Raw genomic sequence first — 25,949 nt, forward strand, 5'->3', positions numbered from 1 at the left:
AATCGATACGATGACCGCATGGTTTCCCACGACGTGAGCGAAGAGACGCCGGGCACACCCCTGCTCGTCGCGCGGCTGCACGTCGACCTGTGCCGCCTCGCCAGCGCGATGTGTACGCCGCGCGCTGCGCTCTGAACGACCGGCCCGAGCGCATTCCCAGCACGACCCCCCTCGCGCGGGGGCCAGAGCCGCGCGCCCATTCCGTCCCTTCCGACAGGAGCCCCACGTCATGGCCATCGAGGTCCGCATCCCGACCATCCTCCGCACGTACACCGACGGCGCCAAGGCCGTCGAGGGCAAGGGCGAGACCCTCGCCGAGCTCTTCGCCGACCTGGAGTCCCGTCACGCGGGGATCGAGGCCCGCATCGTCGACGGCGGCAAGCTGCGCCGCTTCGTCAACGTCTACCTGAACGACGAGGACGTGCGCTTCCTCGAGGGCATCGAGACCAAGCTCACCGACGGCGACAACGTCACGATCCTGCCGGCCGTCGCCGGCGGCATGGTCTGAGCGGACCGGTCCCCATGCGTTACGACTCCCCGCTCGCGGCGGTCGGCAACACGCCGCTGGTCCGGCTGCCCAGGCTCTCCCCGTCGGACGACGTCCGCATCTGGGCCAAGCTGGAGGACCGCAACCCCACCGGCTCGGTCAAGGACCGCCCCGCGCTCCACATGATCGAGCAGGCCGAGAAGGACGGCCGGCTCACCCCCGGCTGCACCATCCTGGAGCCCACCAGCGGCAACACCGGCATCTCGCTCGCCATGGCGGCCCGGCTCAAGGGCTACCGCATCGTGTGCGTCATGCCGGAGAACACCAGCGAAGAGCGCCGCCAGCTGCTCGCCATGTGGGGCGCGGAGATCATCTCCTCGCCGGCCGCGGGCGGGTCGAACACGGCCGTACGCGTCGCCAAGGAGCTCTCCGAGCAGCACCCGGACTGGGTGATGCTCTACCAGTACGGCAACCCGGACAACGCCGGCGCCCACTACGCCACCACCGGCCCCGAGATCCTCGCCGACCTGCCCTCCGTCACCCACTTCGTGGCGGGCCTGGGCACCACCGGCACCCTCATGGGCGTCGGCCGCTACCTGCGCGAGCACAAGCCCGACGTCAAGATCGTCGCCGCGGAGCCCCGCTACGACGACCTGGTCTACGGCCTGCGCAACCTGGACGAGGGCTTCGTCCCCGAGCTGTACGACGCCTCCGTCCTCACCACCCGCTTCTCCGTCGGCTCCGCCGACGCGGTCACCCGCACCCGCGAACTCCTCCAGCAGGAGGGCATCTTCGCCGGCGTCTCGACGGGCGCGGCCCTGCACGCGGCCATCGGCGTCGGCAAGAAGGCGGTCAAGGCGGGCGAGAGCGCCGACATCGTCTTCGTCGTCGCGGACGGCGGCTGGAAGTACCTGTCGACGGGCCTCTACACGGCCAGGACGACGGAAGAGGCGATCGAGACGGTCCAGGGCCAGCTCTGGGCATAGCCCCGCGTCCCCGGACCGCCGGCGCGAGCCCGGCCTGATCCGAAGGAAACGCCCTAGGTCAGATGGCGGACCTGGTCCCAGACGACCGGGTCCGCCGTTCCCACTCTGCGGCGGAACTCCCACACCGGGACGTCCCTCAGCTCGTCCGTCTCCAGGAAGCTGGGCCGCCCCTGGGCGTCGCCCACCGAACCGGGCGGGAGCGGGATCACCCCCGGCCGTTCGTCGTGGTACCTGCTGGTGATCTTGGCGACCAGCGCGTTCTCCCCGCGCAGGGCCAGGACCAGGCACGGCCGGTCCTTCGAGCCAGGCCCGTCCTCGTACGGCACGTCCGCCCACCAGATCTCGCCCGCCCGCGGCAGCCGCTCCGGCGCCTTGCCCGGCGCGGCCGGCCGGGCGGGCGGCCGGGTCCGGCCCGCGGGGCGGCGGTCCGAGCGCCGCCACCCTCCGCCCGACCTCGTCCCGGGGGACCCCCAGGCGAGCGCCACGACGAGCGCGATCACCACGACCGCGACGAGCGCGGGCCACCACGACGTGTCCATACCTCAAGACCGTACCGTCGCGCCCCCCACCGTGCCGCGAAGGCCCGCCATCCATCCGAACCGGTGACAGAGCCCGTGAGTTCGCCCACAACGGGCCGCCACGGAGGAGCGACGGAGGGCGACGCGCCGTACGCTCGACAGACCGCACGACCTCCCCTCTCAGCGCGCTTTCCGCACCCGTCTTCGGAGGTTCACGCTCCATGAAGCTCACCGTCGTCGGCTGCTCCGGGTCGTTCCCGTCCGCGGAATCGGCCTGCTCGAGCTACCTCGTAGAGGCCGACGGCTTCCGGCTGCTCCTCGACATGGGCAACGGCGCCCTCGGCGAGCTGCAGCGCCACATCGGTCTGTACGACCTCGACGCGATCTTCCTCAGCCATCTGCACGCCGACCACTGCATCGACATGTGCGTCTACTTCGTCGCCCGCTACTACCGCCACGAGGGCGGCCGCTGCGGGGCGATCCCGGTCTTCGCACCGGAGGGCGCCGAGCAGCGGCTGACCACGGCGTACGGGGACACGCCGCCGGAGGGCGCGATGGGCGAGGTGTTCGACTTCCAGCCCCTGAAGTCCAACACCTTCGAGGTGGGTCCCTTCACCGTCCGTACGGAGAAGGTGCGCCACCCGGTCGAGGCGTTCGGCATCCGGATCGAGCACGGCGGCCGCACGCTGACCTATTCGGGCGACACCGGCGTCTGCGACGCGCTCCACGACCTGGCGGCGGGGGCGGACCTGTTCCTCTGCGAGGCGTCCTTCACCCACGGCAAGGAGGACATTCCGGCCCTCCACCTCAACGGCCGCGAGGCCGGCGCCCAGGCCGCCCGGGCCGGCGTCGGGCGTCTCGTCCTCACCCACATCCCGCCGTGGACGGACGGCGAACGCAACCTGGCGGACGCCCGCGAGGTGTTCGGGGGGCCGACGGAGCTGGCACGGGCGGGCGCGGTCTACGAGGTCTGACGGGCGTGGTCCACGAGGCCTGAGCCGGGGAGGTCCCCGGAACGAGGACGTGACCCGAGACGGGAAGTCCCGCGGAGACGGAAGTGCCCCGGAGACGGAAGTGCCCCGGAGACGGAAGTGCCCCGGAGGCGCGAAATGCCCCGGAGACGGGAAGTCCCCCGGAGGCGGGAAGTGCCCGGAGACGGGAAGTCCCCCGGAACCAGCCGGTTCCGGGGGACTTCCACGTCGTGCGGCGGAGGCTCACGCCTTGGTGAGGTCCTCGATCTCCTCCTCGGGCTCGCGGCCCGGGGTCGGGAGGTTGAACTTGACGATGGCGAAGCGGAAGACCACGTAGTAGATCGCCGCGAACACGAGGCCGATCGGAATGATCAGCCACGGCTTCGTCGCCAGGTTCCAGTTGAGCAGGTAGTCGATGCCGCCGGCGGAGAAGGTGAAGCCGGCGTGGACGCCGAGCGCCCAGGTGACGGCCATCGAGACGGCGGTCAGGACCGCGTGGATCCCGTAGAGGACCGGCGCGATGAACATGAAGGTGAACTCGATCGGCTCGGTGATGCCGGTGACGAAGGAGGTCAGCGCGAGCGAGAGCATCATGCCGAGGACGGCCTTGCGGCGCTCGGGGCGGGCGGCGTGCGCGATGGCCAGGGCGGCGGCCGGGAGACCGAACATCATGATCGGGAAGAAGCCCGACATGAACTGGCCGGCGGTCGCGTCACCGGCGAAGAAGCGGCTGAGGTCGCCGTGGACGACGTCGCCGGCGGCGTTGGTGAAGTCGCCGATCTGGAACCAGGCCACCGAGTTCACGAACTGGTGCATGCCGACCGGGATCAGCGCGCGGTTGATCAGACCGAAGAGACCGGCGCCACCGGCGCCGAGGCCGGTCATCCACTCGCCGAAGCTGGAGATGCCCTCACCGATCGGCTCCCAGACCAGGCCGAAGAAGACACCGACGGCGGTGCCGACGAAGGCCATGATGATCGGGACGAGCCGGCGGCCGTTGAAGAAGCCGAGCCAGTCGACCAGCTTGGTGCGGTGGAACTTCTGCCACAGCACCGCGGACAGCAGACCCATCAGGATGCCGCCGAGGACGCCCGGGTTGTTGTACGTCGCGGCGACGTCGACACCCTTGTTGGCGGTCGTGTTGACGACGGCCTCGGTGACCGGGAAGGCCTTCAGCACGTTGCTGTAGACCAGGAAGCCGACGAGGGCGGCGAGGGCCGTGGAGCCGTCGGCCTTCTTCGCGAAGCCGATGGCCACGCCGATGCAGAAGAGCAGCGGCAGGTTGTCGAAGACGGCGCCACCGGCGGTGGCGAACACGGAGGCGACCTTGTCCCATCCGAGACCGTCGGCGCCGAAGACGTCGGGCTGGCCGAGACGGAGCAAGATACCCGCGGCCGGCAGTACGGCGATCGGCAGCTGCAGGCTGCGACCGACCTTCTGCAGGCCCTGGAACAGGCCGGATCCGCGCTTCTTCGCGGGAGCGGCGGCCTGGGCGGTGGCCGTACTCATCAACTTCCTCCAGTTGGACAAGGCGCCGCCAGAGGACAGTGAAAGGGGGTGACGGCGACGTCTCGGGGGAACGCGGTGGTCTGGACCGCGTGGTCTACACCATTGAGTGGTGTAGACCTGTTGTAGCACGTGAGACTTAGATAAGGAACCTGTGAATTCTGTGCGCTGAGCCATAGCCGGGCAGGGCGCGACAAAAGGCCCTCGGACCGGGGGGTCCGAGGGCCTGTGCGAGCGGGGCCTACGCCTTCGTGACGTCCTGCTCGATCTCCTTCTCCACCTCCTCCGGCTCGCGGCCCGGAGTCGGGAGGTCGAACTTGGTGATCGCGATGCGGAAGAGCACGTAATAGACGAGGGCGAACGCCAGACCGATCGGGATGATCAGCCACGGCTTCGTCGCGAGGTTCCAGTTGATCACGTAGTCGATCAGGCCCGCCGAGAAGCTGAAGCCGTCCTTGACCCCGAAGGCCCACGAGACCGCCATCGAGACACCGGTCAGCACGGCGTGGATCGCGTACAGCGCCGGCGCGATGAAGAGGAACGAGTACTCGATCGGCTCGGTGATCCCGGTGACGAACGAGGTCAGCGCGACCGAGAGCATCATGCCGCCGACCTCCTTGCGCCGGTGCGGCCGGGCGCAGTGGGTGATCGCCAGGGCCGCCGCCGGCAGGGCGAACATCATGATCGGGAAGAAGCCGGTGGTGAACTGGCCGGCGTTCGGGTCGCCCGAGAGGAACATGGTGATGTCGCCGTGCACCACCGTGCCGTCCGGCTTGGTGTACGAGCCGAACTGGAACCAGATCGGCACGTTGAGGAACTGGTGCAGGCCCACCACGAGCAGCGCGCGGTTCGCCACCCCGAAGATGCCCGACCCCCAGGAGCCGAGCCCGACCAGCCAGTCGCTGAAGCTCTCCAGGCCGTCGCCGATGGGCGGCCAGACCCACAGGCACAGCGAGGCGAAGGCGATGCCGACGAAGGCCATGATGATCGGGACGAGCCGGCGGCCGTTGAAGAAGCCCAGCCAGTCGACCAGCTTCGTACGGTGGTACCGCTGCCAGAGGTAGGCCGCCAACAGGCCCATCACGATGCCCCCGAAGACGCCGGGGTTCTGGTACGTGTAGCCGGCGAAGGAGTCGTCCGTGCCGAGGCAGCCGCCGCCGATGTCCTTCGTGCCCGTCGGGCAGTCCTTCGGGAACTGGCGCAGCACGTTGTAGTAGACGAGGAAGCCGACCACCGCGGCCAGTGCCGTCGAGCCGTCCGCCTTCTTCGCCATGCCGATCGCCACGCCGATGCAGAACAGCAGCGGCAGACCCAGGCTGCCGTCCAGCAGCGCCCCGCCGGCCCCCGCCATCACCTTGGCGACGTTGTCCCAGCCGAGGCCGTCGGCGCCGAACACGTCCGGCTGGCCGAGCCGGCCGATGATGCCGGCCGCCGGGAGCACGGCGATCGGCAGCTGGAGACTGCGGCCCATCTTCTGCAGTCCCTGGAAGAAGCCGCCCCACACCGACTTCTTCGGCCCGGCTGCGGCACTCGCGCTACTCATCGGCGTCCTCCCTGGGTGCTGCGGATGCATACTGGTGTAGACCAGTTGCGATAGGCTCCCGGAGGTCGCTCAGGGCAGGCCGCCGGTGATCGTCATCATTCGGCAGAACGGCGGCATCCGCTCGCGAGGTTGGGCCAACCGTGGGCTACCGTGACAAAGCGGACCAAGGGTGCGCCGAGACTCACGTTCTTCACACGTCTTCGGACGGAACGGACAGGGAGAAACACATGGCCAGCAAGGCTGAGAAGATCGTCGCCGGGCTCGGTGGCATCGACAACATCGAAGAGGTCGAGGGCTGCATCACCCGCCTCCGCACCGAGGTCAACGACCCCGCCCTGGTCGACGAGGCCGCCCTGAAGGCCGCAGGCGCCCACGGCGTCGTGAAGATGGGCACCGCGATCCAGGTCGTCATCGGCACCGACGCCGACCCGATCGCCGCCGAGATCGAAGACATGATGTGAGCGGCTGACACCAGCCGACGAGGGGCCCGTTCCGGCAGGGGAACGGGCCCCTCCGTCATGGGGCTACGCTCGTGGCATGTCTCGAATCGACGGCCGTACCCCCGAACAGCTCCGCCCCGTCACCATCGAACGCGGCTGGAGCAAGCACGCCGAGGGCTCCGTCCTCATCTCCTTCGGCGACACCAAGGTCTTCTGCACCGCCTCCGTCACCGAAGGCGTCCCGCGCTGGCGCAAGGGCAGCGGCGAGGGCTGGGTCACCGGCGAGTACTCGATGCTCCCCCGCTCCACCAACACCCGCGGCGACCGCGAGTCCGTCCGCGGCAAGATCGGCGGCCGCACCCACGAGATCTCCCGCCTCATCGGACGCTCCCTGCGCGCCGTCATCGACTACAAGGCGCTCGGCGAGAACACCATCGTCCTCGACTGCGACGTCCTCCAGGCCGACGGCGGCACCCGCACCGCCGCCATCACCGGCGCCTACGTCGCCCTCGCCGACGCCGTCGCCTGGGCCCAGGGCAAGAAGCTGGTCAAGGCCGGCCGCAAGCCGCTCACCGGCACCGTCGCCGCCGTCTCCGTCGGCATCGTCGACGGCACCCCGCTCCTCGACCTCTGCTACGAGGAGGACGTGCGCGCCGAGACCGACATGAACGTCGTCTGCACCGGCGACGGCCGCTTCGTCGAGGTCCAGGGCACCGCCGAGGCCGAGCCCTTCGACCGCAAGGAGCTCAACGCCCTCCTCGACCTCGCCTCCGGCGGCTGCGCCGAGCTCGCCGAGATCCAGCGCAAGACGCTCGAGGGAACTCTCTGACAGACTGCGGCGTCCTTGGGCATACGGGCGCACGGGTCGAACCGTGCGCCCCGTCCACGAGTTCGTACATACGAGGGGGAGGACCCGACCCTTGAAGCGCCGCCGCTCCATAGCACTCGCCGTCGCCACGGCCGCCGTCACCGTCACCGGCCTGACCGGCTGCGGAGCGCTCGACAAGGCCATGGACTGCGTCAAGACCGCCGACGCCATAGCGACCTCGGTCAGCAACCTCCAGCAGGCCGTCTCCAACGCCTCCAACGACCCCACCCAGATCGAAGAGGCCCTCAACAGCATCGACACCGAGCTCGGCAACCTCAAGAACACGACGGACAACGCCGACCTCTCCAAGGCCGTCGACGACCTCAACAAGGGCGTCGACTCCGTCCGCGCCGCGGTGAAGAACGGCGACACCACGCCGGACATCACGCCGATCACCGACGCGGCCGCCGAGGTGGGCAAGGTCTGCACCCCGGGCTGAGCGGTCACCAGCCCCCGCGCGGGGCCCGGATAATCGGGCCATGACCCGTCTGATCCTCGCCACCCGCAACGCGGGCAAGATCACCGAACTCCACGCGATCCTCGCCGACGCAGGCCTCGACCTCGAACTCGTCGGCGCGGACGCGTACCCCGAGATCCCCGACGTCAAGGAAACCGGCGTCACCTTCGCCGAGAACGCCCTGCTCAAGGCCCACGCCCTCGCCCAGGCCACCGGCCTGCCCGCCGTCGCCGACGACTCCGGCCTCTGCGTCGACGTCCTCCACGGCGCCCCCGGCATCTTCTCCGCCCGCTGGGCCGGCTCCCACGGCGACGACAAGGCCAACCTGAACCTGCTGCTCGCCCAGCTCTCCGACATCGACGACGCCCACCGCGGCGCCCACTTCGCCTGCGCGGCCGCCCTCGCCCTGCCCGACGGCACCGAGCGGGTGGTCGAGGGCCGCATGCCCGGCACCCTGCGCCACGAGCCCGTCGGCACCAACGGCTTCGGCTACGACCCGATCCTCCAGCCGGAGGGCTACGACGTGACCTGCGCCGAACTGACCCCGGCCCAGAAGAACGCCATCAGCCACCGCGGCAAGGCGTTCCGGGCGCTGGTACCGGTGGTCAGGGAGCTGTTGGGCTGAGGCATGCACCAGGGCGCGCCACCCTGACGGGGGCGCGCCCTGTGATGGTGGGCCCGGTGGGACTCGAACCCACGACACACCGGACCTAAACCGGCGCCCTCTAGGCCAGCTGGGGTACGGACCCTCGGCGCCCACTGTACTGCGCGCGGCCACCACGGTTCGAGAAGGTGCCAGTCTGGCTGTGGCACGAGGGGCACAGGTACCGCAGGTTCTCGGCGCGGTTGTCGAGGCGATCGCCGTTGGTGTGGTCGATCTCGAGGATGAGGCGCCTGCCTTGCCAGCTGTCGCCGATGCCGCACGCCTGGCAGATGTGCGGAACGCCCAGCTCGTCCAGCGCGCGACGCAGTTGTGCGGTCTTGGCGCGATGAGAGCCCGGCTCCCGGCGGACAAGGATCTCGGCCGCCGTCTTGCGGCTCTGGGACGGGACGCCCCGTCGATGGGCCTGTCCGACGAAGTGCTGGCAGGAGATGTCATAGGCAGCCATGGCCCGCTTCACGCGAGTCCGGGATGCACCGTTGTCGGGCATGCCGAGCTGCTTCAACACACCAGCGAGGCTTTGCGAGCACGCTGCCGCGCGGACGAGCTCGTCGCGCGGGGGGAGTTCGGCGCCGTACCTTCGTCCGCTGCGGAAGTGAGACGTGTCGATACCGAATTGATCGAGCTTCTTGCGGATGTGTCCGTAGGGGCAGTCACGCGGCGAGTACCCCATGAACTCGATCATTTCGCGGATGCTGTGCGAGTGGGCGGCAGCCTCCGCCAGCACCTCTTTCGTGTAGGAGCGGCGCGGCCGCTCGGGCAGGCTCTCCTCCTGGAAGTGCGAGATGTCGATGCCGTAGTGCCTGAGCCGTCTGTTCAAGTACCCACGCGGGCCGCTGGCCAAGGGGGCATTCAGTCTGCGCATCAGGTCGAGCATGCTCGTGGACACCGCAGCGGTCCGGGTGAGGAGATCGCGGGAGTAGTCCTGTGTGGTCATTCCCCGCCCCTCCGCTTACGGCGGCCTCGGTAAGTGTCCGTCACGGAGTGGCAGTTGGGGCACAGGAACCGGAGGTTCTCCGGTCGGTTGTCCCACCACTCCGCGCTGATGTGGTCCACTTCGAGTTGCAGGGGCTTCCCGTTCCACTCCAGCCCCGTCCCGCACTCCGCGCAGCGTTCCTCGACCCCGCGGAGGAGAAGGTGGCGCCGAAGGCGCTGCCCTGGAACCCTTCCGTCTGCTGGGGCACCGTGCCGGAGCGGTGTTCCGCGGGAGAGCTGTGGGCGCCCCCGCCGTGCGGGTGTGAAATGAGCCGTGTCGATGCCTAGCGCGGCGAGACGTCGGCTGATGTGCGTGTGGTGTCCGCCGACCGTGTCGATACCCAAGTGGCGCAGTACTCCCTGGACGCTCGTGGACGCGGCCACGGCGGCTTCCAGTACCTCCCGCGTCCACCGCACCCCCTCCCGTTCGAAGTGCGAGGTGTCCACCCCCAGCCTTCGCATCCTCTCCGCCACGTACCGCCGCGTAGAACTCCGCGGGTCCACCCCGAGCCGTTCCAGTGCCTCCGACAGCGTCCGCGCCCCGCGGGCCGCCGCCTCCAGGCGGTCCTTCGTGTACGGGCTCGTCCCCATGGATCCCCTCCTTGTACGGATCTCGCACGGACCAACGACCCGAATATCGGACGGTCACGTCATATCGCGTGCGGATATCGCAATTCGGCGGGCGCGCCGAACGGCCCGCGCGGACGGGGCCGGCGCGGGCCGTTCAGGGCTGGGGGGGCGGATGGGAGCCGGATGTCAGAACTTCGGCTCCGGGGCCTGGGCCGTCACCATCTCCGCCGCCTCCTCCGGGGTTGCCACCGCCGGTGGCGAGCCCTCCAGGGGGCGGCGGGCGGTCTCCTTCATGCAGGCGACCGCGACCACGCCGACCAGGGCCGCGCCCATCGCGTAGTACGCGGGCATCAGTGTGCTGCCGGTCGCGCCGATCAGGGCGGTGATCACGAGGGGCGTCGTGCCGCCGAAGAGGGACGTGGAGAGGTTGTAGCCGACCGAGAGGGAGCCGTAGCGGACCTCGGTCGGGAAGAGCGCCGGGAGGGCCGCCGACATGGTGGCGAGCAGGCAGACCAGGGACAGGCCGAGCATCAGCATGCCCGCCGTGATCGCCGGCACGCCGCCCTGGCCGATCAGCAGGAACGCGGGCAGGGAGAGGAACAGGAAGCCCAGCATGCCCGTCATCAGCACCGGCCTGCGGCCGAACCGGTCGTTCAGCCGCCCGACCCGGGTGATGACCAGCATCAGCAGGACCATCACGAGCAGCAGTACGAGCAGTCCGTGCGTCTCGCTGTAGCCGAGCTCGTCGGACAGGTACGTCGGCATGTAGGACAGCAGCATGTAGTCGCAGATGTTGTACGCGCCGACCAGCGCGACGCAGAGGACCAGCGCCCGCCACTGCTCGCGGAAGATCCTGCCCAGGTCGCCCTTGGCGGAGGTCTCCACCGCGTCCGCGGCCGTCGACGGGTGGGCCGGGTCCGACTCCAGCCGCTGGAACGCGGGGGTCTCGTCGAGCCGCATCCGGAGGTAGAGGCCGACCAGGCCCAGCGGCCCGGCGACCAGGAACGGCACCCGCCAGCCCCAGGACTCCATCGTGTCGGAGCCCAGCCAGGCGGTGAGCGCCGTGACCAGACCCGCGGCGCCGACGTAGCCCGCCAGGGTGCCGAACTCCAGGAAGCTGCCGAAGTACCCGCGCCGGCGGTCCGGCGCGTACTCGGCGATGAAGGTGGAGGCGCCGCCGTACTCGCCGCCCGTCGAGAAGCCCTGGAGCATCCGGAAGAAGACCAGCAGGGCCGGTGCCCAGAAGCCGATGGCGGCGTACGAGGGGATCAGGCCGATCGCGAAGGTGCCGAGCGCCATGAGGATCATGGTCAGGGCGAGCACCTTCTTGCGGCCCAGCCGGTCCCCCATGGGGCCGAAGACCAGACCGCCGAGCGGGCGGACCAGGAAGGCGACCGCGAAGGTCGCGAACGACGAGAGCAGCTGGACCGTGTCGTTGCCGGCGGGGAAGAAGACGTGCCCCAGGGTCACGGCGAGATAGGCGTAGATGCCGAAGTCGAACCACTCCATGGCGTTGCCGAGCGAGGCCGCCCGGACGGCGCGCCTGACCGCCGCTTCGTCGGTCACCGTGATGTCCGTACGGCGCAGCCGGGGCCGCTGCCGTCGGCTGACCGCCCGGAACAGCCGGGGGTGGCGCTTCAGGGCGCCGGCGTCGGCCGGGTGGTCGAGGTCGGGGGCCGGCATGGCCGTACGTCCTTTCTCCGGGGGTGCTCCAGGAAGGACGTCTGCGCGGTCACGCCGGCCGCAAACGGGCCGTGACGTGGATTGCGATCCACGTCACGGCGGGGGAGGGGTGTCAGGCCTCGATCTTCAGGTCCTTGAGGATCTTCGCGACGTGGCCGGTCGCCTTCACGTTGTAGAGGGCGCGCTCGACCTTGCCCTCCTCGTCGACGACGACGGTCGAGCGGATCACGCCCGTGACCGTCTTGCCGTAGAGCTTCTTCTCGCCGAAGGCGCCGTACGCCTCCAGGACCTTCTTGTCCGGGTCGCCGACCAGCGTGACCTTCAGGTGCTCCTTCTCGCGGAACTTCGCGAGCTTCTCGGGCTTGTCCGGCGACACGCCGATGACGTCGTAGCCGGCGCCGGCGAGCAGGTCGAGGTTGTCCGTGAAGTCGCAGGCCTGCTTCGTGCAGCCGGGGGTCAGGGCGGCCGGGTAGAAGTAGACGATGACCTTGCGTCCCTTGTGGTCCGCGAGGGAGACCTCGTTGCCGTCCGCGTCGGGAAGGGTGAAGGCGGGGGCGGTGTCGCCGGGCTGCAGTCGCTCGCTCATGGCTCTCCTCGGAGGTCGTACGCGTACGCCGACCCAGCCTAATGGGGGTCTGTGCCGACCCTGGCAGGCATGAGCTGACAGACTGTCCGCAACGACCGGAACACGACTACGGAGGCAGCGCGGTGTCGGACGCCAGGACCCCTGCGCAGATCGAGGCGGACATCGTCCGCCGGCGCGAGCAGCTCGCCGTCACTCTCGACGAGATCGGCATTCGGATGCACCCGAAGACGATCATCGGGGACGCCAAGGCGAAGGTGGCCGCCCAGGTCGACCAGACCGCGGGGCGGGCGTTCGTCGCCGTGAACCGTCTCGTCTCGGACGTGAAGGCCCGCTTCACGAGCGAGGACGGGGCGCCGCGTCTGGAGCGGGTGGTGCCGGTGGCCCTCGTGGCCGTCGCCGTGGTCGGGCTGATCGCGGCGTCCTCCCGCAGGGGCAAGGGCTGACCGTCCTGGAGTTCTCCCGGCGCCTTCTGACCCGTCCCGGGTACGGACGACACGCCCGGGCAGGTAGGTTCGAACCGTGAGCGAGAACACGCACGACAAGCTGCCCATCCGGATGCTCCACGACCGGGTCCTGGTCCGGACCGACTCTCCCGAGGGGGAGCGGCGCTCGGGCGGCGGCATCCTGATTCCGGCGACCGCGGCCGTGGGCCGCCGCCTTGCCTGGGCCGAGGTCGTCGCCGTCGGGCAGAACGTCCGCACGGTCGAGATCGGAGACCGGGTCCTGTACGACCCCGAGGACCGTGCAGAGGTCGAGGTGCGGGGCGTGGCGTACGTCCTGATGCGGGAGCGTGACCTGCACGCGGTCGCCGCCGACCGCTTCCAGGGCGCGACCGACTCGACCGGGCTGTACCTCTAGGACCTCCGGGCCGGTCCGCTTCGGGCCGGTCCGCGCGAAGGGCCTGGTGACCGGTGTCACCAGGCCCTTTGCCCGCTCTTTGCTAAAGTGGACGTACCCGACGAGACGCGCCGTACCGGGTTCCACGACAAGACGACGCACCCCTGTTGATCCGTCTCGCGGAGGTGTTCGTCGTCATGGCCTGGGTTCTTCTCCTCGTCGCCGGTCTGCTCGAGGTCGGCTGGTCGATCGGCATGAAGTACACCGAGGGCTTCACCCGTCTCTGGCCCAGCGTGCTGACCGCCGCCGGGATCGTCGCCTCGATGATGCTGCTCTCTCAGGCCGCCAAGACCCTGCCCATCGGCACCGCCTACGGCGTCTGGGTCGGCATCGGCGCGGCCGGGGCGGCGGTGCTCGGCATGGTGGTCCTCGGCGAACCGGCGACCGCCGCCCGGATCTTCTTCGTCTGTCTGCTGCTCGTGGCCGTGGTCGGCCTCAAGGCGACGTCGGGCCACTGACCGGGGGTCCCACCGGCGGGACCGGCGCGGGCCGGTCCGGCAGCGGGGCCTCGGCCGCCGCGGTCGGGAAGACCTCCGTCGACGCCGCCCCCGGGCCGGTGCCGGGCGCGGCTTCCCAGCTCCGTACGAGCTCCTGGGCCTGCTCCGGCGTCCGGGGCACGACTTCGGGCCCGGCCTGCGGTCCCGTCTGGTCCCGTGCGCCGCCGGCCCCTTCCCGTACCGCCTCTTCCCGCCCCGGCACCCTCGGCACCGTCGGGCGGGGGTGGTGGGGCCGGCGGTTCGCGCCGGGGCCCTCGTACCCCTCGGCCCCGGGGTCGTCCGGCATCGGCGGAACCGGCTCCTCCTCGGCGCCGGCCATCAGCCGCAGGTCGAAGTCCTTCGGCGGGACCCCGGCGAGCGCGTCGCGGGTGAACTGCGCCCAGATCTGCGCCGGTGTCCCGCCCCCGTTGATCCGGGGCTGCCCGAGCGCCCCGTACAGCGGCAGCTGCCGGCCCGTCTCGGGGTCCTGGCCCATCATGGCGACCACGGTCGCGAGCTCGGGGGTGTAGCCGGCGAACCAGGCCGCCTTGTCGTCCTCCGCCGTGCCCGTCTTGCCCACCGCGGGCCGCCCGGCCGCGAGCGCCGCCGTGCCCGTGCCGCCCTCGACGACGCTCCTGAGCACGGAGGTCGTGGTGTCGGCGGCCTCGCGCCCGATCGCCTGGCGGCGGCCGGCGAAGCCCGGCAGCGGGAACTCCTCGCCGTCCCGGACGAGCTTCTCGACCAGGGTGTACGAGCCGTGCCCGCCGTGGTTGGCGAGCGTCGCGTAGGCCTGTGCGAGGTCCAGGACGCTGGCGGTGGCCGGGCCGAGCGCGATGGAGGGCGAGGCGGTGAGGTCCGGGGTCCGGCGCGGCAGGCCGAGCGCGACGGCCGTGTCGCGCACCCGGGCCGGTCCGACGTCCACGGCCATCTGGGCGTACACGGCGTTCACCGAGTAGTCCGTGGCGGCCCGCACGGTGATGGCGCCGTAGTTCGTGTCGTCCTCGTTGGCCGGGTCGTAGGGCGCGCCGCTCCAGCCCTGCACCGGGCGCCGGTTGTCCCCGTCGTAGAAGGTGTTGGGGGTGATCCGTTCGCCTTCCTGGGTCTGCGCGCCGTGCTGGAGGGCGGCGGCGAGGACGAAGGGCTTGAAGGTGGAGCCGATCTGGTAGTCGCGGCGGGTCGCGTTGTTGACGAACTGTTTGGTGTAGTCGATGCCGCCGTAGATCGCGGCGACCTTGCCGCTCGCCGGGTCGATGGCCGCGCCCCCGACGCGTACCCAGCGGTCGGCCGGGTTGCGGGCCGGGTCGAGCTTCGAGGTCACGTGGTCCTCGACGGCCTTCACGAAGGCGTCCTGCTTGGCCCGCTCCAGGGTCGTGGTGATCCGGAAGCCACCGGCGGCCAGGGTCTTCTCGTCGACGATGCCGTTCTCCGTCAGGTACTGCTCGACGGCCTGCACGAGATAGCCGCGCTGCCCGGACAGCCCGGCGGAGGCGTGCGCCGGCCGGGGGGCGGGGAAGACGGCGGCGGCCCGGTTGGCGGGGGAGAGCCAGCCCTCCTTGACCATGCCGTCGAGGACGTAGTGCCAGCGGGCGAGCGCCCGGTCCCGGTTCTCGGGGTGGGTGGCGACGTCGTACGCGTTGGGGGCGTTGAGGAGGGAGGCGAGGTACGCGCCCTCGGCGGTGTCGAGGTCCTTGGCGTCCTTGCCGTAGTAGGCGCGGGCGGCGGCCTGGACCCCGTAGGCGTTGCGGCCGAAGTAGCTGGTGTTCAGATAGCCCTCGAGGATCTCCGCCTTGCTCTTCTCGCGGCCCAGCTTGAGCGCGATGAAGAACTCCTTCGCCTTGCGGGTGAGGGTCTGTTCCTGGCCCAGGTAGTAGTTCTTGACGTACTGCTGGGTGATGGTGGAGCCGGACTGGCGGCCCTTGCCGGTGAGGGTGTTCCAGGTGGCGCGGACCATCGCGCGCGGGTCGACGGCCTGCGAGGTGTGGAAGTCGCGTTCCTCGGCGGCGAGGACGGCGTGCTGGACGGCGACCGGGATCCGTTCCAGGCTCACGTTCTCCCGGTCGACCTCGCCGTCGCGGGCGATCTGGGTGCCGTCCCGGTAGAGGTACAGGTTGGACTGGGCGACGGCGGTGGCGTTCGCGGCCGGGATGTCCACGAGGAGGTAGCCGGCGACGAAGCCGCCGACGAGCAGCAGGACACCGAGCGCGAGCAGGCCGAACAGACGCCGGAGGATGCGGCGCGGACGACTGCGGGGGCGGCCGCGGCCGGGGCGGTCGCCGGTGCGTCTCGGGGGCGGGGCGGGGAGGGTGGGGTCCCGCGGGTCCCAGCCGCCGTCCGAGTTGGGACCGGAGCGGGGCGCTGGGCCGGACCGGGGGCCGGGACCGGAGCGGGGGTCGGCACCGGAGCGTGGGCCCGGACCGGGTGGATCGGGTGGCAGGACCTCGTTCGCCGCACCTGAGGGCATACCGGATGAAGGGGACATAACAGTACATCCTGCCCCCGAGGGGGCCCGAGGGGCCGGAAATCCGCTCGCGACGACACGGGAAATCCCACTAAGGTCGGCCCCTTTGGCGCGGACGGGAACGAGCGAAAAGAGCGGGAGGAGACGGAAGCATGCTCCGGCTCTACGCCACCGTGGCGGCAGGTGGCTTCCGGCGCCATGCCACCTACCGGGTGGCCACGGCGGCAGGGGTTTTCACCAACACGGTCTTCGGCTTCATCCTGTCGTACACCTATATCGCCCTCTGGGACGCGCGTCCCTCGCTCGGCGGATACGACATGGGCGACGCGCTCGCCTACGTGTGGATCGGCCAGGCCCTCATCACCGTGTGCGGACTGATGGGTGGCGGGTTCGAGGACGAGCTCATCGAGCGCATCCGGACCGGCGACATCGCGGTCGACCTCTACCGGCCCGCCGACCTCCAGACCTGGTGGTTCTCCGCCAACCTGGGCCGCTCCGCCTACCAGCTCCTGGGCCGGGGCGTCCTCCCCATGGCCTTCGGCGCCCTCGTCTTCGATTTCACCCTGCCGTCGAGCCCCTGGACCTGGCTCGCCTTCCTCCTCGCCGTGGCGCTCGGCTCGATCGTCAGCTTCGCCATCTGGTACCTGGTCGCGATGAGCGCCTTCTGGCTGCTCGACGGGCAGGGCGTGGTCCAGGTCGCCTGGCTCGGCGGCCTGTTCTTCTCCGGCATGCTGCTCCCCCTCGGCGTCTTCCCGGGCGCCCTGGGCGAGGTGGCCCGGACGCTGCCGTGGGCGTCGATGCTGCAGGTGCCGGCGGACGTCTACCTGGAACGGTACGAGGGCTGGGGGCTGGCGCGTGCGTACGCCTTCCAGGCCGGCTGGGCGGTGGTACTGCTGGCGGCGGGCCGGGCGGCGCAGGCGGCGGCGACGCGGAAGGTGGTGGTCCAGGGTGGGTGAGACGCGGACGGAGGGGGTGCGCGGGGCGGATGAGGCGCGGACGGCGAGGGCGCCCGGGACGGGTGAGGCGCGGACGGCGGGGGTGCGCGGGACGGGTGAGGCGCGGGCGGAGGGGGTGCGCGGGGCCGGTGGGAGCCGGGCCCGCACGGGAGCGGCCGAGTCGTGGCGGACGTACCGGATGATCGCGGCGATGTGGATCCGCTCGACGGTGACGTACCGCGCCTCCTTCGCCCTGACCCTCCTCTCCTCCTTCACGGTCACCTTCTTCGACTTCGTCGTCATCCTCCTGATGTTCGGTCAGGTCGAGGGCCTGGGCGGCTTCACCTTCCCCGAGGTCGCCTTCCTCTACGGGACGACGGGCACGTCCTTCGGTCTGGCGGACCTGGTGATGGGCTCGCTGCCGAGGATGGGCAAGCGGGTGCGGGACGGCTCCCTCGACACCTTCCTGCTGCGGCCGGCCCCGGTCCTGGCCCAGGTCGCGGCCGACCGCTTCGCGCTGCGGAGACTGGGGCGCCTGGCGCAGGGCCTGCTGGTCCTGACCTGGGGCCTGGTGCTGCTCGACGGGGTGTCATGGACGCCGTTGAAGGTGCTGCTGGTGCCGGTGATGCTGCTGAGCGGTGCACTGATCTTCGCGGCGGTGATGGTGGTCGGGGCGTCCGCGCTGTTCTGGCTGCAGGATGCGGCGGAGGTGACCAACTCCTTCACGTACGGCGGCAACACCATGCTCCAGTACCCGCCGACGATCTTCGCGCAGGACCTGGTGCGGGGCGTCGTGTACGTGGTGCCCCTGGCCTTCGTGAACTGGCTGCCGGCCCTGTACGTCCTGGGCCGCCCGGCACCGGCCGGGGTGCCCGGGTGGACGGCGTTCGCCTCGCCCGTGGTGGCGGTGGCGTGCTGCGCGGTGGCGGGATGGACGTGGCGGACGGGGCTGCGGGCGTACAGATCGACGGGCAGTTAGACCGGCGCGGTGCGAGGCACGGTGGCCCGGGGAATCGGGCCGGCGGAATCAGATCCCCGGAGGGGGACGGACCGAAGGAAGGCGGAGGAGCCCGAGATGTCCTTCATCGAGCTGGAGGCGCTGGAGAAGACGTTCACCATCAGGAAGCGGACCGGTGTGCTCCGCCGGGAGAAGCGCGAGGTCAGGGCGGTCGACGGCATCTCCTTCACGGTGGGGAAGGGGGAGATGGTCGGCTACATCGGCCCGAACGGGGCCGGGAAGTCCACCACCATCAAGATGCTCACCGGCATCCTCACCCCCAGCGGCGGGCGGCTGCGGGTGGCGGGCATCGACCCGTCGCGGGAACGCACGAGGCTGGCCGAGCGCATCGGGGTGGTCTTCGGCCAGCGCACCACCCTGTGGTGGGACCTCCCGTTGCGCGACTCGTACGCCCTCGTGCACCGCATGTACCGGATCCCCGACGCCCGGTTCAGGGAGAACCTGGCCCGCTGCGTGGACCTCCTGGAGCTGGGCGACCTGCTGGACGTGCCCGTACGGCAGCTGTCGCTGGGGCAGCGGATGCGCGGGGACATCGCGGCGGCGCTGCTGCACGACCCGGAGGTGCTGTACCTGGACGAGCCGACGATCGGCCTGGACGTGGTGTCGAAGGCGAAGGTCAGGGAGTTCCTGAAGGAGCTGAACGCCACCCGCGGCACGACGGTCCTCCTGACCACCCACGACCTGACCGACATCGAGCAGCTGTGCCGGCGGGTGATGGTCATCGACCACGGGCGCCTGATGTACGACGGCGAGCTGTCGGGTCTCCACGCGGTCGGGGAGAGCGAGCGGCTGCTCGTGGTCGACCTGGCGCGCGAGGCGCCCCCGATCGACGTACCCGGCGCCCGCTTCGTCCGCGCCGAGGGTCCGCGCCAGTGGCTGTCCCTGCCGTCCTCCGCGTCGGCGGCCCCGGTGGTGGCGGCGGTGGCCGCCGCGTACCCGCTTGTGGACCTCTCGGTGCGGGAACCGGACATCGAGGCGGTGATCGCGAAGATGTACCGGGGAACTCCGGATGCGGCTGCGGAGTCCCTCAGATAGGGAGGTGGGGTGATGGTCAGCTTCACTTACACGGCGGCGGACGAGGAGAAGAGCAGGGGCGTCCGGCGGATGAAGGCCCTCGCCACGGGCCTGCTGGCCCTGGTCGCGGCGATCTACGCCCTGGCCACCTGGGCGAAGGCCTCGGACGCGGGCGCCTGGGCGGGCTATGTGGCGGCCGCGGCGGAGGCCGGCATGGTGGGTGCGCTGGCCGACTGGTTCGCGGTCACGGCGCTCTTCCGCCGCCCTCTGGGGCTGCCGATCCCGCACACGGCGATCATCCCGACGAAGAAGGACCAGCTGGGTGCGTCGCTCGGCTCCTTCGTCGGCGAGAACTTCCTCTCCGCGGACGTCGTACGGGGCAGGCTGCGCGGCTTCGCCATCGCCCGCCGCCTGGGAGCGTGGCTCGCCGACCCCGCGCACGCCGACCGGGTCACCTCGGAACTGGCCGCCGCCCTGCGCGGCGCCCTGACCGTTCTGCGGGACTCGGACGTGCAGGCGGTGGTCGGGGAGGCGATCACCCGCCGGGCGGAGTCGGCGGAGGTGGGCCCGCCCCTGGGCAAGACGCTGGCCCGGATGGTGACGGACGGCGCCCACCGCAGGGCGGTGGACCTGATCTGTGCGAGGGGCCACGACTGGCTCGTGACCCACCGGGCCTCGGTGATGGAGGCCATCGAGGGCGGCGCCCCGGGCTGGACCCCGCGCTTCGTGGACCGCAAGGTGGGCGACCGCGTCTACCGCGAGCTGCTCCGCTTCGTGACGGAGATGCGCGACATGCCGGCCCACCCGGCGCGCGCCGCGATCGACCGCTTCCTGGCGGACTTCGCGGCCGACCTGCAGGCCGACACGGACACCCGCGCCCGCGTGGAACGCCTGAAGTCCGAGCTCCTGGCCCGGCCGGAGGTCCAGGACATCATCGCCTCGGCCTGGTCGTCGGTCCGCGCGCTGCTGCTGGCCGCCGCCGAGGACGACAGCAGCCAGCTCCGCCGCCGCGCCCGCGCCTCCCTCATCTCCCTGGGCCAGCGCCTGTCCTCGGACACCCGCCTCCAGACCAAGGTCGAAGGCTGGGCGGAGGACGCGGCGGCCTACGTCGTCACCACCTACCGCACCGAGATCACGTCCCTGATCACCGACACGATCGCCGGCTGGGACGCCACCCAGACCTCCCGGAAACTGGAGGCCAACATCGGCCGCGACCTCCAGTTCATCCGCATCAACGGCACGGTGGTGGGCGCCTTGGCGGGCCTGCTGATCTACACCGTCAGCCACGCCCTGGGCGGCTGACCGGCCCTTGCGCGTCCGGGCCCGGCGACCTCAGCGGGCCTTGCGGGTCACGGCGTACGCGGCTCCGGCCACGGAGAAGCGGCCACCGCGCGTCCGAGCCCGGCCTCAGCGGGTCTTGCGGGTCACGGCGTACGTGGCCCCGGCCATGGCTCCGGCCACGGAGAAGCGGCCACCGCGCGTCCGGTCCCGGCGGCCTCAGCCCGTCTTGCGGGTCACGGCGTACGCGGCCCCGGCCATGGCTCCGGCCACGGAGAACACGGCGGGCCAGGCCCCGATCTTCTTGGCCAGCGGGTGGGACCCGGCGAAGGCGGCCACGTAGGCGGCCGTCAGCCCCCCGGCCACCTTCGCCCCACCCACCTGCTGCCACTCCCGAGCCGCCACCCCACCGGCCACCGCCAGCACGACCCCACCGAGCGGCCGCTTCTTGGTCCACCGCGCTACGGCGTACCCACCGACGAGCCCGGCGGCGGCGACGGCGGGGGAGGGGATGCGGGGCATGGTGGGGCCTTTCTCGCGGGTACGGTCTCGGAACGAGCCTAACCAGGGCGTTCTCCGTGCGGTCAGAGAGTGCCCTCATCGCGGGCCCCGACGGGCCACACGTCGAGTGCGATCTTGGCAAGCTCCGCCTGCCGCTCGTCGATTCCGCGGACGCGCCACGCGCCGCGCTCGTCGTCCCAAAGGCGCTCGATCCCCGTGTCCTGAGTGATGAGGAGCGAGGAGGAGTCGTAGGCGCTGACCTTCTCCGGGTAGGTCTTGTTCGAGGCAGACCGGTTCTTTCGGCCGTGGAGGAGGGTCTGGTTCCCCAGTCGGTTGATCCACTGACCGTGGTCGTCGAGTCTGAACTCGGCCTCCGGGGACTGGGGGTAGACGTGCTCGACGTGCACCGCCGTCGTGCCGGCCACGACGACGTCGTCGACGCCGGCGCGCTGTCGAAGGTACTGCTCGATGGTGCTGAGGAGATACCGCGCCTGGGTGCTGCGCGGGATGGACGCCTGGGCGAAGTCGGTTTGGAAGGTGCCGTCGTCGGGGGTCCAGCTGGTGATCTGAGCGCACGCGTCGTCCGTGCTGAGGCCAGCGCTGACCTGCTTGGACAACTTGAAGAGCTTCTCCTCCAGCAGGGTCGATTCACGTCGGCCGACGACCGTCCAACGGACGTAGTAGCTGATGAGGGCCTGGGTCACCTTGACCATCTCGGTGTAGTTCGCCGCCTCCGAGATCGCCAGGAGCAGCGGGTAGGCAGCGTCCGCGCTGAGGCTTCGCACCTCGTCGAGGAGCCCGTCGAGTTCTTCGACGCCGGTGTCGGAGGTGATGAGCTCGATGTAGCGGCCGGACGCGTTCTGGAGCTCGGCGGCGAAGGTGCGCACCTCGTAGCGGGGCATCGCGTTGTCGAACCGATCCGTGAGTTCCTCTCGGATCGTCGTGTACAGGCTGTGCGAGCGGACGTCACCGTGTCGCGCCACCCAGAAGTGACGGAGAAACTTCTCTATGTCCTCGCGTCGCTCAAATCCATCGAGGAGCGAGCGCCACGCGTTGTTGACGCGGTCTTTCTCGTCGTCGTTCCTGCTCTTTTCCATGAGGAAGTTTCGGACGAGATCGACGGTCGAGAGGTCCTTGCCCCGGGAGTTGATCGTTTCGAATACCTCATTGGCGTCGCTGGACGTGGGAGTCTGGACCTCCACGAATACCAGCCCCTTCATGAGGCAATCCGCGAGCTCGTCCAGCCAGTCGAGCCGCGTTTCGTCGTCGTGAATGTGGTCCAGAGCCCGAATGATGTGCGTCTTGAAGGCCCCGTAGGCATCCTCAATGAGTTTGTGTGACGGGCGCGAGGCCTTCTCCGTGGTGAACTGCCGGCCGGTCGTCTCGCTCCAGTTCTGGATGTAGTCCCTGAAGAAGTCCCGATCGAACAGGGAAAGAGTCAGGAAGTACTGCGGCTGGGCGTGCCGCCCGTCGCGGCGCGCGATGTAGTCCCGCTGCAGGTTGTTCGCCATGACGCGGGCCTCGGTCGCGGCCATGGCGCCGAGGGTGTCGCGTATGGCGGCGATCAGGATCGTTGACGTGGTGAGACGCTGCTGGCCATCAAGCAGGGAGCGCGTCGTGATCTTGTCGTCCGTGATGGTGACGATCGGGCCTATGAAGTACTCGGATGACGCCTGGCTCCCGGTGCTGCGGGCCCGCATGAACTTCAGAATGTCTTGCCAGTAGGTGTCTACTTCGCGCTTTCCCCAAGCGTATTGCCGCTGACTGTCATCAGGGACGACGACAGGGGGATTATTCGCGCCGATCAGCTGGCCGAGTGTTTGGCGTGCGGCGTTCTTGATGATGGCCATGGTGGGTCCTTCCCGGGTTCTCGCCAAGGCTATCGACGCGCGCGTGCGGTGTGACGGAGATGGCTCCATCTCCGTCAACTGGTGCGTAGTTTATGGTGAATTGTTACCTCATTGTCCGGAAGGGACGCCCGCTTGCCCGGCCGTGCTCCGCACGTCTGGTAGCTTCGATGCTTCTTACTGACCGTGAGAGCGGGGGAGGGTGGGGATGGAGAGTCGCATTCCCCGGACGAGTGCCCATGGGCTGCACGACATTCTGGCCAGGGTCTGGGGATCCGGTGCCGAGAATTTCCGAAAGGGCTGGGCGGCGGCGCTTGGTGCCGAATGGGGGTCGCCGGAATTCGCGCGTCGTCACGCCGAGGTCGCCGGCCTTCTCGCGGAGACCATTCAGCAGGTCCAAGCACTACCCGAAGCGCAGCAGGCCCGATACTCCCGGTACTTCCCGCAGTGGTGGACGGCAGTGGTCCAGCCGGATGTGGGCTGGACGGACTCCGGTCGACCTGCACGCGTTCTCGTCACCCAGGAAACGCTCGATCACCTGGCCTCGGCGGCCGACCTCCTGCAAGGGGCCTTGCAGGGCACGGCGTCGGCGCCTGCCGGTTCCAACCTGGATACGCTGAAGGAGAGTTGTTCCTCCTGGCTGGAACTCCTGGAGCAGACGCCGGATTCCGAGCTTGCCCCGTCCTTGCGCGAGGAAATCGCGGCTCAGATTCGGCATCTTCTGTGGCTGATCGAGAACGCTCAGCTTTTTGGCATCGCTCGCATCTCCCGTGAGTCCACGTCGGTCATCGGGGCGCTGGCGCAAGCCTCCACCGTGCTCACCGGCCAGGACCCGCAGACCGGTGGCAAGTGGCGGCGCGGCTTCGTTTCCTTCATCGCGGCATCCGCTCTTCTCGCCACGGGCATGGCGACGGTGCAGACCGCCATAGAGTCAGGGACGGGAGTGGTCAAGGAGATCACTCAGGTCGTTGAGAGCGTTACCTCGTCGGCAGGATGAGCGCACGGGCGGTGGCATCCGCCACCGCCCGCGCAACGTCAACTCCCCGCGATCGAGGAGTCGCAGAACAGGACGACTGACACCTCGGTAACCGGCCGCCGCTATCAGACCCATGCGGCCGCGTGGCCCCGCTCTCCCGGCGCCAACCCGTCCGGTACACGACGCACGGTGTCGGCGACGTGCTTCGCGAGTACGCCACTCAACTGCGTCCCCTCCCTCATCAGCCCCCGCCATTCGTACCAGGCGTGATGCGTCGGTGGCTGAGAGAGAGGTTGTTTGCCGTGACTCCGGGGCTTCAGTCCGCCCCGTGGCACTCCCCGTAAGTCCGCCCCGAGCCGCACCAGCACTCCGCCGACCTGGCCGGGGGCCAGGCGGTCGCTCGGCCGCGGGCTGCCAGGGTCGTGGCGTACTGGGGGAGGAGGTCCGGGTTCGCGGGGGTGGAGGACTCGGAGGCGGCGAAGGCCTCGTAGGAGGGGACCGTGGCCGGGACGATGCCCAGGTTGGGGGTGCCGGACTGGGCGAGTTCGCGGAGGGAGGCCTCGATGTCGGTGAGGTGGGCCCGGTACGTGGGGTACTCCGCCTCCAGTTCCGGATAGGCCGCCAGGAGCTCGTCCAGTTCCGCCTCCGGCCAGTGCAGGACCGCCACCGGGAAGGGGCGGGACAGGGCCGTGCGGTAGGAGCCGAGTTCCGAGCGGAGGCGGGCGATCTCGGCCTGGAGCTCCGCCGGGTCCGAGGAGCCCAGGGCCCACAGGCGCTTCGGGTCGTGCAGCTCGTCCAGCGGGACGTCCGCCGTGTGGAGGCGGTCCGCCAGGGTGTCGCCCTCGTCGTGCGGCAGGGCCAGCAGACGGCGGACCCGGTGCCGGCCGGTCAGGAGGGACTGGAGGGCGTACGAGATGTCCTCCGCGTCGGACGGGAGCAGCAGGCCGGCCGCCTCCGTGAACGTCGCCTCCGCCTCCTCCAGCTCGTCGTGCGACTCCAGCGTCTCCGCGACGATCTCCCAGGGTGCCGGCTCCTCCGGGCGGGCCCGCCGGACGCCCTCGATGATCGCCCTCGCCTCCGCCTCATGGCCGTACTCCCACAGGTTCGCCGCCTTCAGCGACCTGATGAGGAAGGGGTCGGCCGGGGCGCCGGAGAGGAGGTCGTCGTAGAGGGCCGTCGCCCTCTCGCGCTCGCCCGCCAGTTCCAGGTGGGCCGCCGCGCGCAGCAGCAGCGGTTCGCGGTCCTCCGGGTACTGCCCCGCGGTGCGGAGCAGGCGCTCGGCTTCGGTGGTGTGATCGGCAGGCGTGTCGGGGCGCATGTCGACCACCGTACTGCTGTACGGCCCTGGAGAGTTGGCGCGTCAGCGCTTATCGTGCCCGCCGTGCGGGGTCGGCAGGAGCGCATTCCGGTGGTCGTGCAGGCGCGCGGGCGCCCGCGCAGAGGGCGCGGGCCCGTCGGGCGTGCGCTCTTCACCTGCGCCGAAGGCCTCGTCACCTGCGGTGTTCTCCTCGTCCTCCTCGTCGTCCACCAGCTGTGGTGGACCAACGAGCAGGCCCGCACCGAAGCCGTCCAGTCCGTGCGCGCCCTCGAACGGGAGTGGGACGCCTCACCCCCCGTCGTGTCACCTTCCGAGACGGAGGGGATGACGGACGGGGCCCTTTCCGGCGGGGCGCCATCCGGTGGTCCTGCCTCCGGCGGCGGTCCGGGGGAAGGGGGAGGGGGCCGGTCCGGCAGTGCGTCCGGTGGCACGCCCGGGGCCAGTTCCGCTTACGCCGTCCTCCGCATCCCCCGGCTCGGCCTCACCGTTCCCGTCGCCGCCGGTGTCGGCAAGCGCCAGGTGCTCGACCGCGGCTACGTCGGGCACTACCCCGGCACCGCCCAGCCCGGCCGTACCGGCAACTTCGCCCTCGCCGGGCATCGCAACACCCACGGCGAGCCCTTCCGCTACATCAATCGGCTCCAGGAAGGGGACCGGATCACCGTTCGGACCCGGGGCGGGACCTTCACCTACCGCGTCGACCGCGTTCTGCCGCAGACCTCCGCCCGCGACACCGGGGTCATCGAGCCCGTCCCCCGGTCCCTCGTCCACCCGTCCTACGGCTACGACCGGCCCGGCGCCTATCTCACCCTCACCACCTGCACGCCCGAGTTCACCTCCCGATACCGGCTGGTCGTCTGGGCCAAGCTCGTCGCCGGCTGAGCGTGATCGTCGACGCTGGTCGCCGGCTGAGCGTGATCGTCGACGCTCGTCGCCGGCTGAGCGTGATCGTCGACCCGTCTGCCCGTCGACCCGTCGAC

28 protein-coding genes, 1 tRNA gene and 1 riboswitch are annotated in these 25,949 nt (G+C 70.4%); of the genes, 17 read left to right on the top strand and 12 right to left on the bottom strand.

Annotated features, from left to right (window positions below; genetic code table 11):
* The first annotated feature begins 18 nt into the window (after nt 1–18).
* From ACIGXE_RS00520 to ACIGXE_RS00530, 3 genes are all read left to right on the top strand, one after another.
* Nucleotides 19–135, top strand: coding sequence for a putative leader peptide (locus tag ACIGXE_RS00520; protein ID WP_365339594.1), 117 nt, complete (start codon nt 19–21; stop codon nt 133–135).
* A gap of 94 nt (nt 136–229) precedes the next feature.
* Nucleotides 230–508: a MoaD/ThiS family protein gene (locus ACIGXE_RS00525; RefSeq protein ID WP_399740804.1), complete on the top strand. Its 279-nt coding sequence runs from the start codon at nt 230–232 to the stop codon at nt 506–508.
* A 14-nt stretch (nt 509–522) separates the two neighbouring features.
* Nucleotides 523–1,473 (top strand): PLP-dependent cysteine synthase family protein, encoded by a 951-nt coding sequence (locus ACIGXE_RS00530; RefSeq protein ID WP_399740807.1) that lies wholly within the window; start codon nt 523–525, stop codon nt 1,471–1,473.
* Between the two features lie 53 nt (nt 1,474–1,526).
* On the opposite strand, the gene ACIGXE_RS00535 is transcribed toward ACIGXE_RS00530, so the two are convergent.
* The gene (locus tag ACIGXE_RS00535) at nt 1,527–2,012 is read right to left on the bottom strand and encodes a type II toxin-antitoxin system PemK/MazF family toxin (RefSeq protein WP_399740810.1); all 486 of its coding nucleotides are present in this window, start codon (nt 2,010–2,012) and stop codon (nt 1,527–1,529) included.
* A gap of 200 nt (nt 2,013–2,212) precedes the next feature.
* Between ACIGXE_RS00535 and ACIGXE_RS00540 the strand changes: the two genes are divergently transcribed.
* Nucleotides 2,213–2,965 carry an MBL fold metallo-hydrolase gene (locus tag ACIGXE_RS00540; protein WP_399740813.1) on the top strand — a complete coding sequence of 251 codons (753 nt, stop codon included), beginning with the start codon at nt 2,213–2,215 and terminating at the stop codon, nt 2,963–2,965.
* A 240-nt stretch (nt 2,966–3,205) separates the two neighbouring features.
* Here ACIGXE_RS00540 and ACIGXE_RS00545 read toward each other — a convergent pair whose 3' ends face one another.
* Nucleotides 3,206–4,471: a PTS transporter subunit EIIC gene (locus ACIGXE_RS00545; protein ID WP_399740816.1), complete on the bottom strand. Its 1,266-nt coding sequence runs from the start codon at nt 4,469–4,471 to the stop codon at nt 3,206–3,208.
* A 238-nt stretch (nt 4,472–4,709) separates the two neighbouring features.
* Nucleotides 4,710–6,011: a PTS transporter subunit EIIC gene (locus tag ACIGXE_RS00550; protein ID WP_399740819.1), complete on the bottom strand. Its 1,302-nt coding sequence runs from the start codon at nt 6,009–6,011 to the stop codon at nt 4,710–4,712.
* A 227-nt stretch (nt 6,012–6,238) separates the two neighbouring features.
* On the opposite strand from ACIGXE_RS00550, the gene ACIGXE_RS00555 reads away from it, so the two are divergent.
* The 4 genes from ACIGXE_RS00555 (at nt 6,239) to rdgB (ending at nt 8,401) form a co-directional block, all read left to right on the top strand.
* Nucleotides 6,239–6,472 carry a PTS glucose/sucrose transporter subunit IIB gene (locus ACIGXE_RS00555; protein WP_290110624.1) on the top strand — a complete coding sequence of 78 codons (234 nt, stop codon included), beginning with the start codon at nt 6,239–6,241 and terminating at the stop codon, nt 6,470–6,472.
* A gap of 76 nt (nt 6,473–6,548) precedes the next feature.
* Complete coding sequence (rph, locus tag ACIGXE_RS00560) at nt 6,549–7,280, top strand: ribonuclease PH (protein WP_399740822.1); 732 nt, start codon at nt 6,549–6,551, stop codon at nt 7,278–7,280.
* Between the two features lie 91 nt (nt 7,281–7,371).
* Nucleotides 7,372–7,758: a hypothetical protein gene (locus ACIGXE_RS00565; RefSeq protein WP_399740825.1), complete on the top strand. Its 387-nt coding sequence runs from the start codon at nt 7,372–7,374 to the stop codon at nt 7,756–7,758.
* Nucleotides 7,759–7,798: 40 nt separating this feature from the next.
* Nucleotides 7,799–8,401: an RdgB/HAM1 family non-canonical purine NTP pyrophosphatase gene (gene rdgB, locus ACIGXE_RS00570; protein WP_399740829.1), complete on the top strand. Its 603-nt coding sequence runs from the start codon at nt 7,799–7,801 to the stop codon at nt 8,399–8,401.
* A gap of 45 nt (nt 8,402–8,446) precedes the next feature.
* On the opposite strand, the gene ACIGXE_RS00575 is transcribed toward rdgB, so the two are convergent.
* The 5 genes from ACIGXE_RS00575 to bcp form a co-directional block, all read right to left on the bottom strand.
* A tRNA-Leu gene (locus ACIGXE_RS00575) sits at nt 8,447–8,525 on the bottom strand.
* Complete coding sequence (locus ACIGXE_RS00580) at nt 8,502–9,374, bottom strand: HNH endonuclease (RefSeq protein ID WP_399740832.1); 873 nt, start codon at nt 9,372–9,374, stop codon at nt 8,502–8,504. Before ACIGXE_RS00580 ends, ACIGXE_RS00575 begins: the two co-directional genes overlap by 24 nt.
* Nucleotides 9,371–10,003, bottom strand: coding sequence for an HNH endonuclease (locus ACIGXE_RS00585; RefSeq protein ID WP_399740835.1), 633 nt, complete (start codon nt 10,001–10,003; stop codon nt 9,371–9,373). The genes ACIGXE_RS00580 and ACIGXE_RS00585 overlap by 4 nt, the downstream gene beginning before the upstream one ends.
* A 165-nt stretch (nt 10,004–10,168) precedes the next feature.
* The gene (gene proP, locus ACIGXE_RS00590) at nt 10,169–11,665 is read right to left on the bottom strand and encodes a glycine betaine/L-proline transporter ProP (protein WP_399740838.1); all 1,497 of its coding nucleotides are present in this window, start codon (nt 11,663–11,665) and stop codon (nt 10,169–10,171) included.
* Nucleotides 11,666–11,777: 112 nt separating this feature from the next.
* The gene (gene bcp / locus ACIGXE_RS00595) at nt 11,778–12,251 is read right to left on the bottom strand and encodes a thioredoxin-dependent thiol peroxidase (protein WP_399740841.1); all 474 of its coding nucleotides are present in this window, start codon (nt 12,249–12,251) and stop codon (nt 11,778–11,780) included.
* A gap of 122 nt (nt 12,252–12,373) precedes the next feature.
* On the opposite strand from bcp, the gene ACIGXE_RS00600 reads away from it, so the two are divergent.
* From ACIGXE_RS00600 to ACIGXE_RS00610, 3 genes are all read left to right on the top strand, one after another.
* Nucleotides 12,374–12,694, top strand: a complete 321-nt coding sequence (locus ACIGXE_RS00600; protein WP_399740844.1) for a DUF3618 domain-containing protein — start codon at nt 12,374–12,376, stop codon at nt 12,692–12,694.
* Between the two features lie 76 nt (nt 12,695–12,770).
* Nucleotides 12,771–13,109: a co-chaperone GroES gene (locus ACIGXE_RS00605; protein WP_073807849.1), complete on the top strand. Its 339-nt coding sequence runs from the start codon at nt 12,771–12,773 to the stop codon at nt 13,107–13,109.
* 65 nt (nt 13,110–13,174) lie between these two features.
* Nucleotides 13,175–13,251, top strand: a riboswitch (guanidine-III (ykkC-III) riboswitch).
* Between the two features lie 34 nt (nt 13,252–13,285).
* Complete coding sequence (locus tag ACIGXE_RS00610) at nt 13,286–13,606, top strand: DMT family transporter (RefSeq protein WP_399740848.1); 321 nt, start codon at nt 13,286–13,288, stop codon at nt 13,604–13,606.
* On the opposite strand, the gene ACIGXE_RS00615 is transcribed toward ACIGXE_RS00610, so the two are convergent.
* On the bottom strand, nt 13,584–16,103 hold the full coding sequence (locus tag ACIGXE_RS00615; protein WP_399740851.1) for a transglycosylase domain-containing protein: 2,520 nt from the start codon (nt 16,101–16,103) through the stop codon (nt 13,584–13,586). The genes ACIGXE_RS00610 and ACIGXE_RS00615 overlap by 23 nt on opposite strands.
* Before the next feature lie 131 nt (nt 16,104–16,234).
* Here ACIGXE_RS00615 and ACIGXE_RS00620 point away from each other — a divergent pair, with 131 nt between their 5' ends.
* The 4 genes from ACIGXE_RS00620 to ACIGXE_RS00635 all read left to right on the top strand — a co-directional run bounded on the left by ACIGXE_RS00620 (nt 16,235) and on the right by ACIGXE_RS00635 (nt 20,351).
* On the top strand, nt 16,235–17,038 hold the full coding sequence (locus tag ACIGXE_RS00620) for an ABC transporter permease (protein ID WP_399740854.1): 804 nt from the start codon (nt 16,235–16,237) through the stop codon (nt 17,036–17,038).
* Complete coding sequence (locus tag ACIGXE_RS00625) at nt 17,031–17,996, top strand: ABC transporter permease (RefSeq protein WP_399740857.1); 966 nt, start codon at nt 17,031–17,033, stop codon at nt 17,994–17,996. Before ACIGXE_RS00620 ends, ACIGXE_RS00625 begins: the two co-directional genes overlap by 8 nt.
* Nucleotides 17,997–18,092: 96 nt before the next feature.
* Nucleotides 18,093–19,070 carry an ATP-binding cassette domain-containing protein gene (locus ACIGXE_RS00630; protein ID WP_399740859.1) on the top strand — a complete coding sequence of 326 codons (978 nt, stop codon included), beginning with the start codon at nt 18,093–18,095 and terminating at the stop codon, nt 19,068–19,070.
* Nucleotides 19,071–19,082: 12 nt separating this feature from the next.
* Nucleotides 19,083–20,351: a DUF445 domain-containing protein gene (locus tag ACIGXE_RS00635; protein WP_399740862.1), complete on the top strand. Its 1,269-nt coding sequence runs from the start codon at nt 19,083–19,085 to the stop codon at nt 20,349–20,351.
* Between the two features lie 195 nt (nt 20,352–20,546).
* Here the strand turns inward: ACIGXE_RS00635 and ACIGXE_RS00640 are convergent, their stop codons facing one another.
* Together ACIGXE_RS00640 and ACIGXE_RS00645 are read right to left on the bottom strand one after the other, a co-directional pair.
* Nucleotides 20,547–20,849 (bottom strand): hypothetical protein, encoded by a 303-nt coding sequence (locus ACIGXE_RS00640; RefSeq protein ID WP_399740865.1) that lies wholly within the window; start codon nt 20,847–20,849, stop codon nt 20,547–20,549.
* Nucleotides 20,850–20,911: 62 nt separating this feature from the next.
* Entirely contained in the window at nt 20,912–22,678 is a 1,767-nt protein-coding gene (locus ACIGXE_RS00645; RefSeq protein WP_399740868.1) for a DUF262 domain-containing protein, read from the bottom strand.
* 205 nt (nt 22,679–22,883) lie between these two features.
* Here ACIGXE_RS00645 and ACIGXE_RS00650 point away from each other — a divergent pair, with 205 nt between their 5' ends.
* The gene (locus ACIGXE_RS00650) at nt 22,884–23,672 is read left to right on the top strand and encodes a hypothetical protein (RefSeq protein WP_399740871.1); all 789 of its coding nucleotides are present in this window, start codon (nt 22,884–22,886) and stop codon (nt 23,670–23,672) included.
* Between the two features lie 295 nt (nt 23,673–23,967).
* Here the strand turns inward: ACIGXE_RS00650 and ACIGXE_RS00655 are convergent, their stop codons facing one another.
* Complete coding sequence (locus ACIGXE_RS00655; protein WP_399740873.1) at nt 23,968–24,969, bottom strand: SEC-C metal-binding domain-containing protein; 1,002 nt, start codon at nt 24,967–24,969, stop codon at nt 23,968–23,970.
* A gap of 63 nt (nt 24,970–25,032) precedes the next feature.
* Between ACIGXE_RS00655 and ACIGXE_RS00660 the strand changes: the two genes are divergently transcribed.
* Entirely contained in the window at nt 25,033–25,851 is an 819-nt protein-coding gene (locus tag ACIGXE_RS00660) for a class E sortase (protein WP_399740876.1), read from the top strand.
* Nucleotides 25,852–25,949: the final 98 nt, after the last annotated feature.

This window comes from Streptomyces sp. NPDC053431 (assembly GCF_044544925.1).
In the GTDB taxonomy this organism is placed as follows: domain Bacteria; phylum Actinomycetota; class Actinomycetes; order Streptomycetales; family Streptomycetaceae; genus Streptomyces.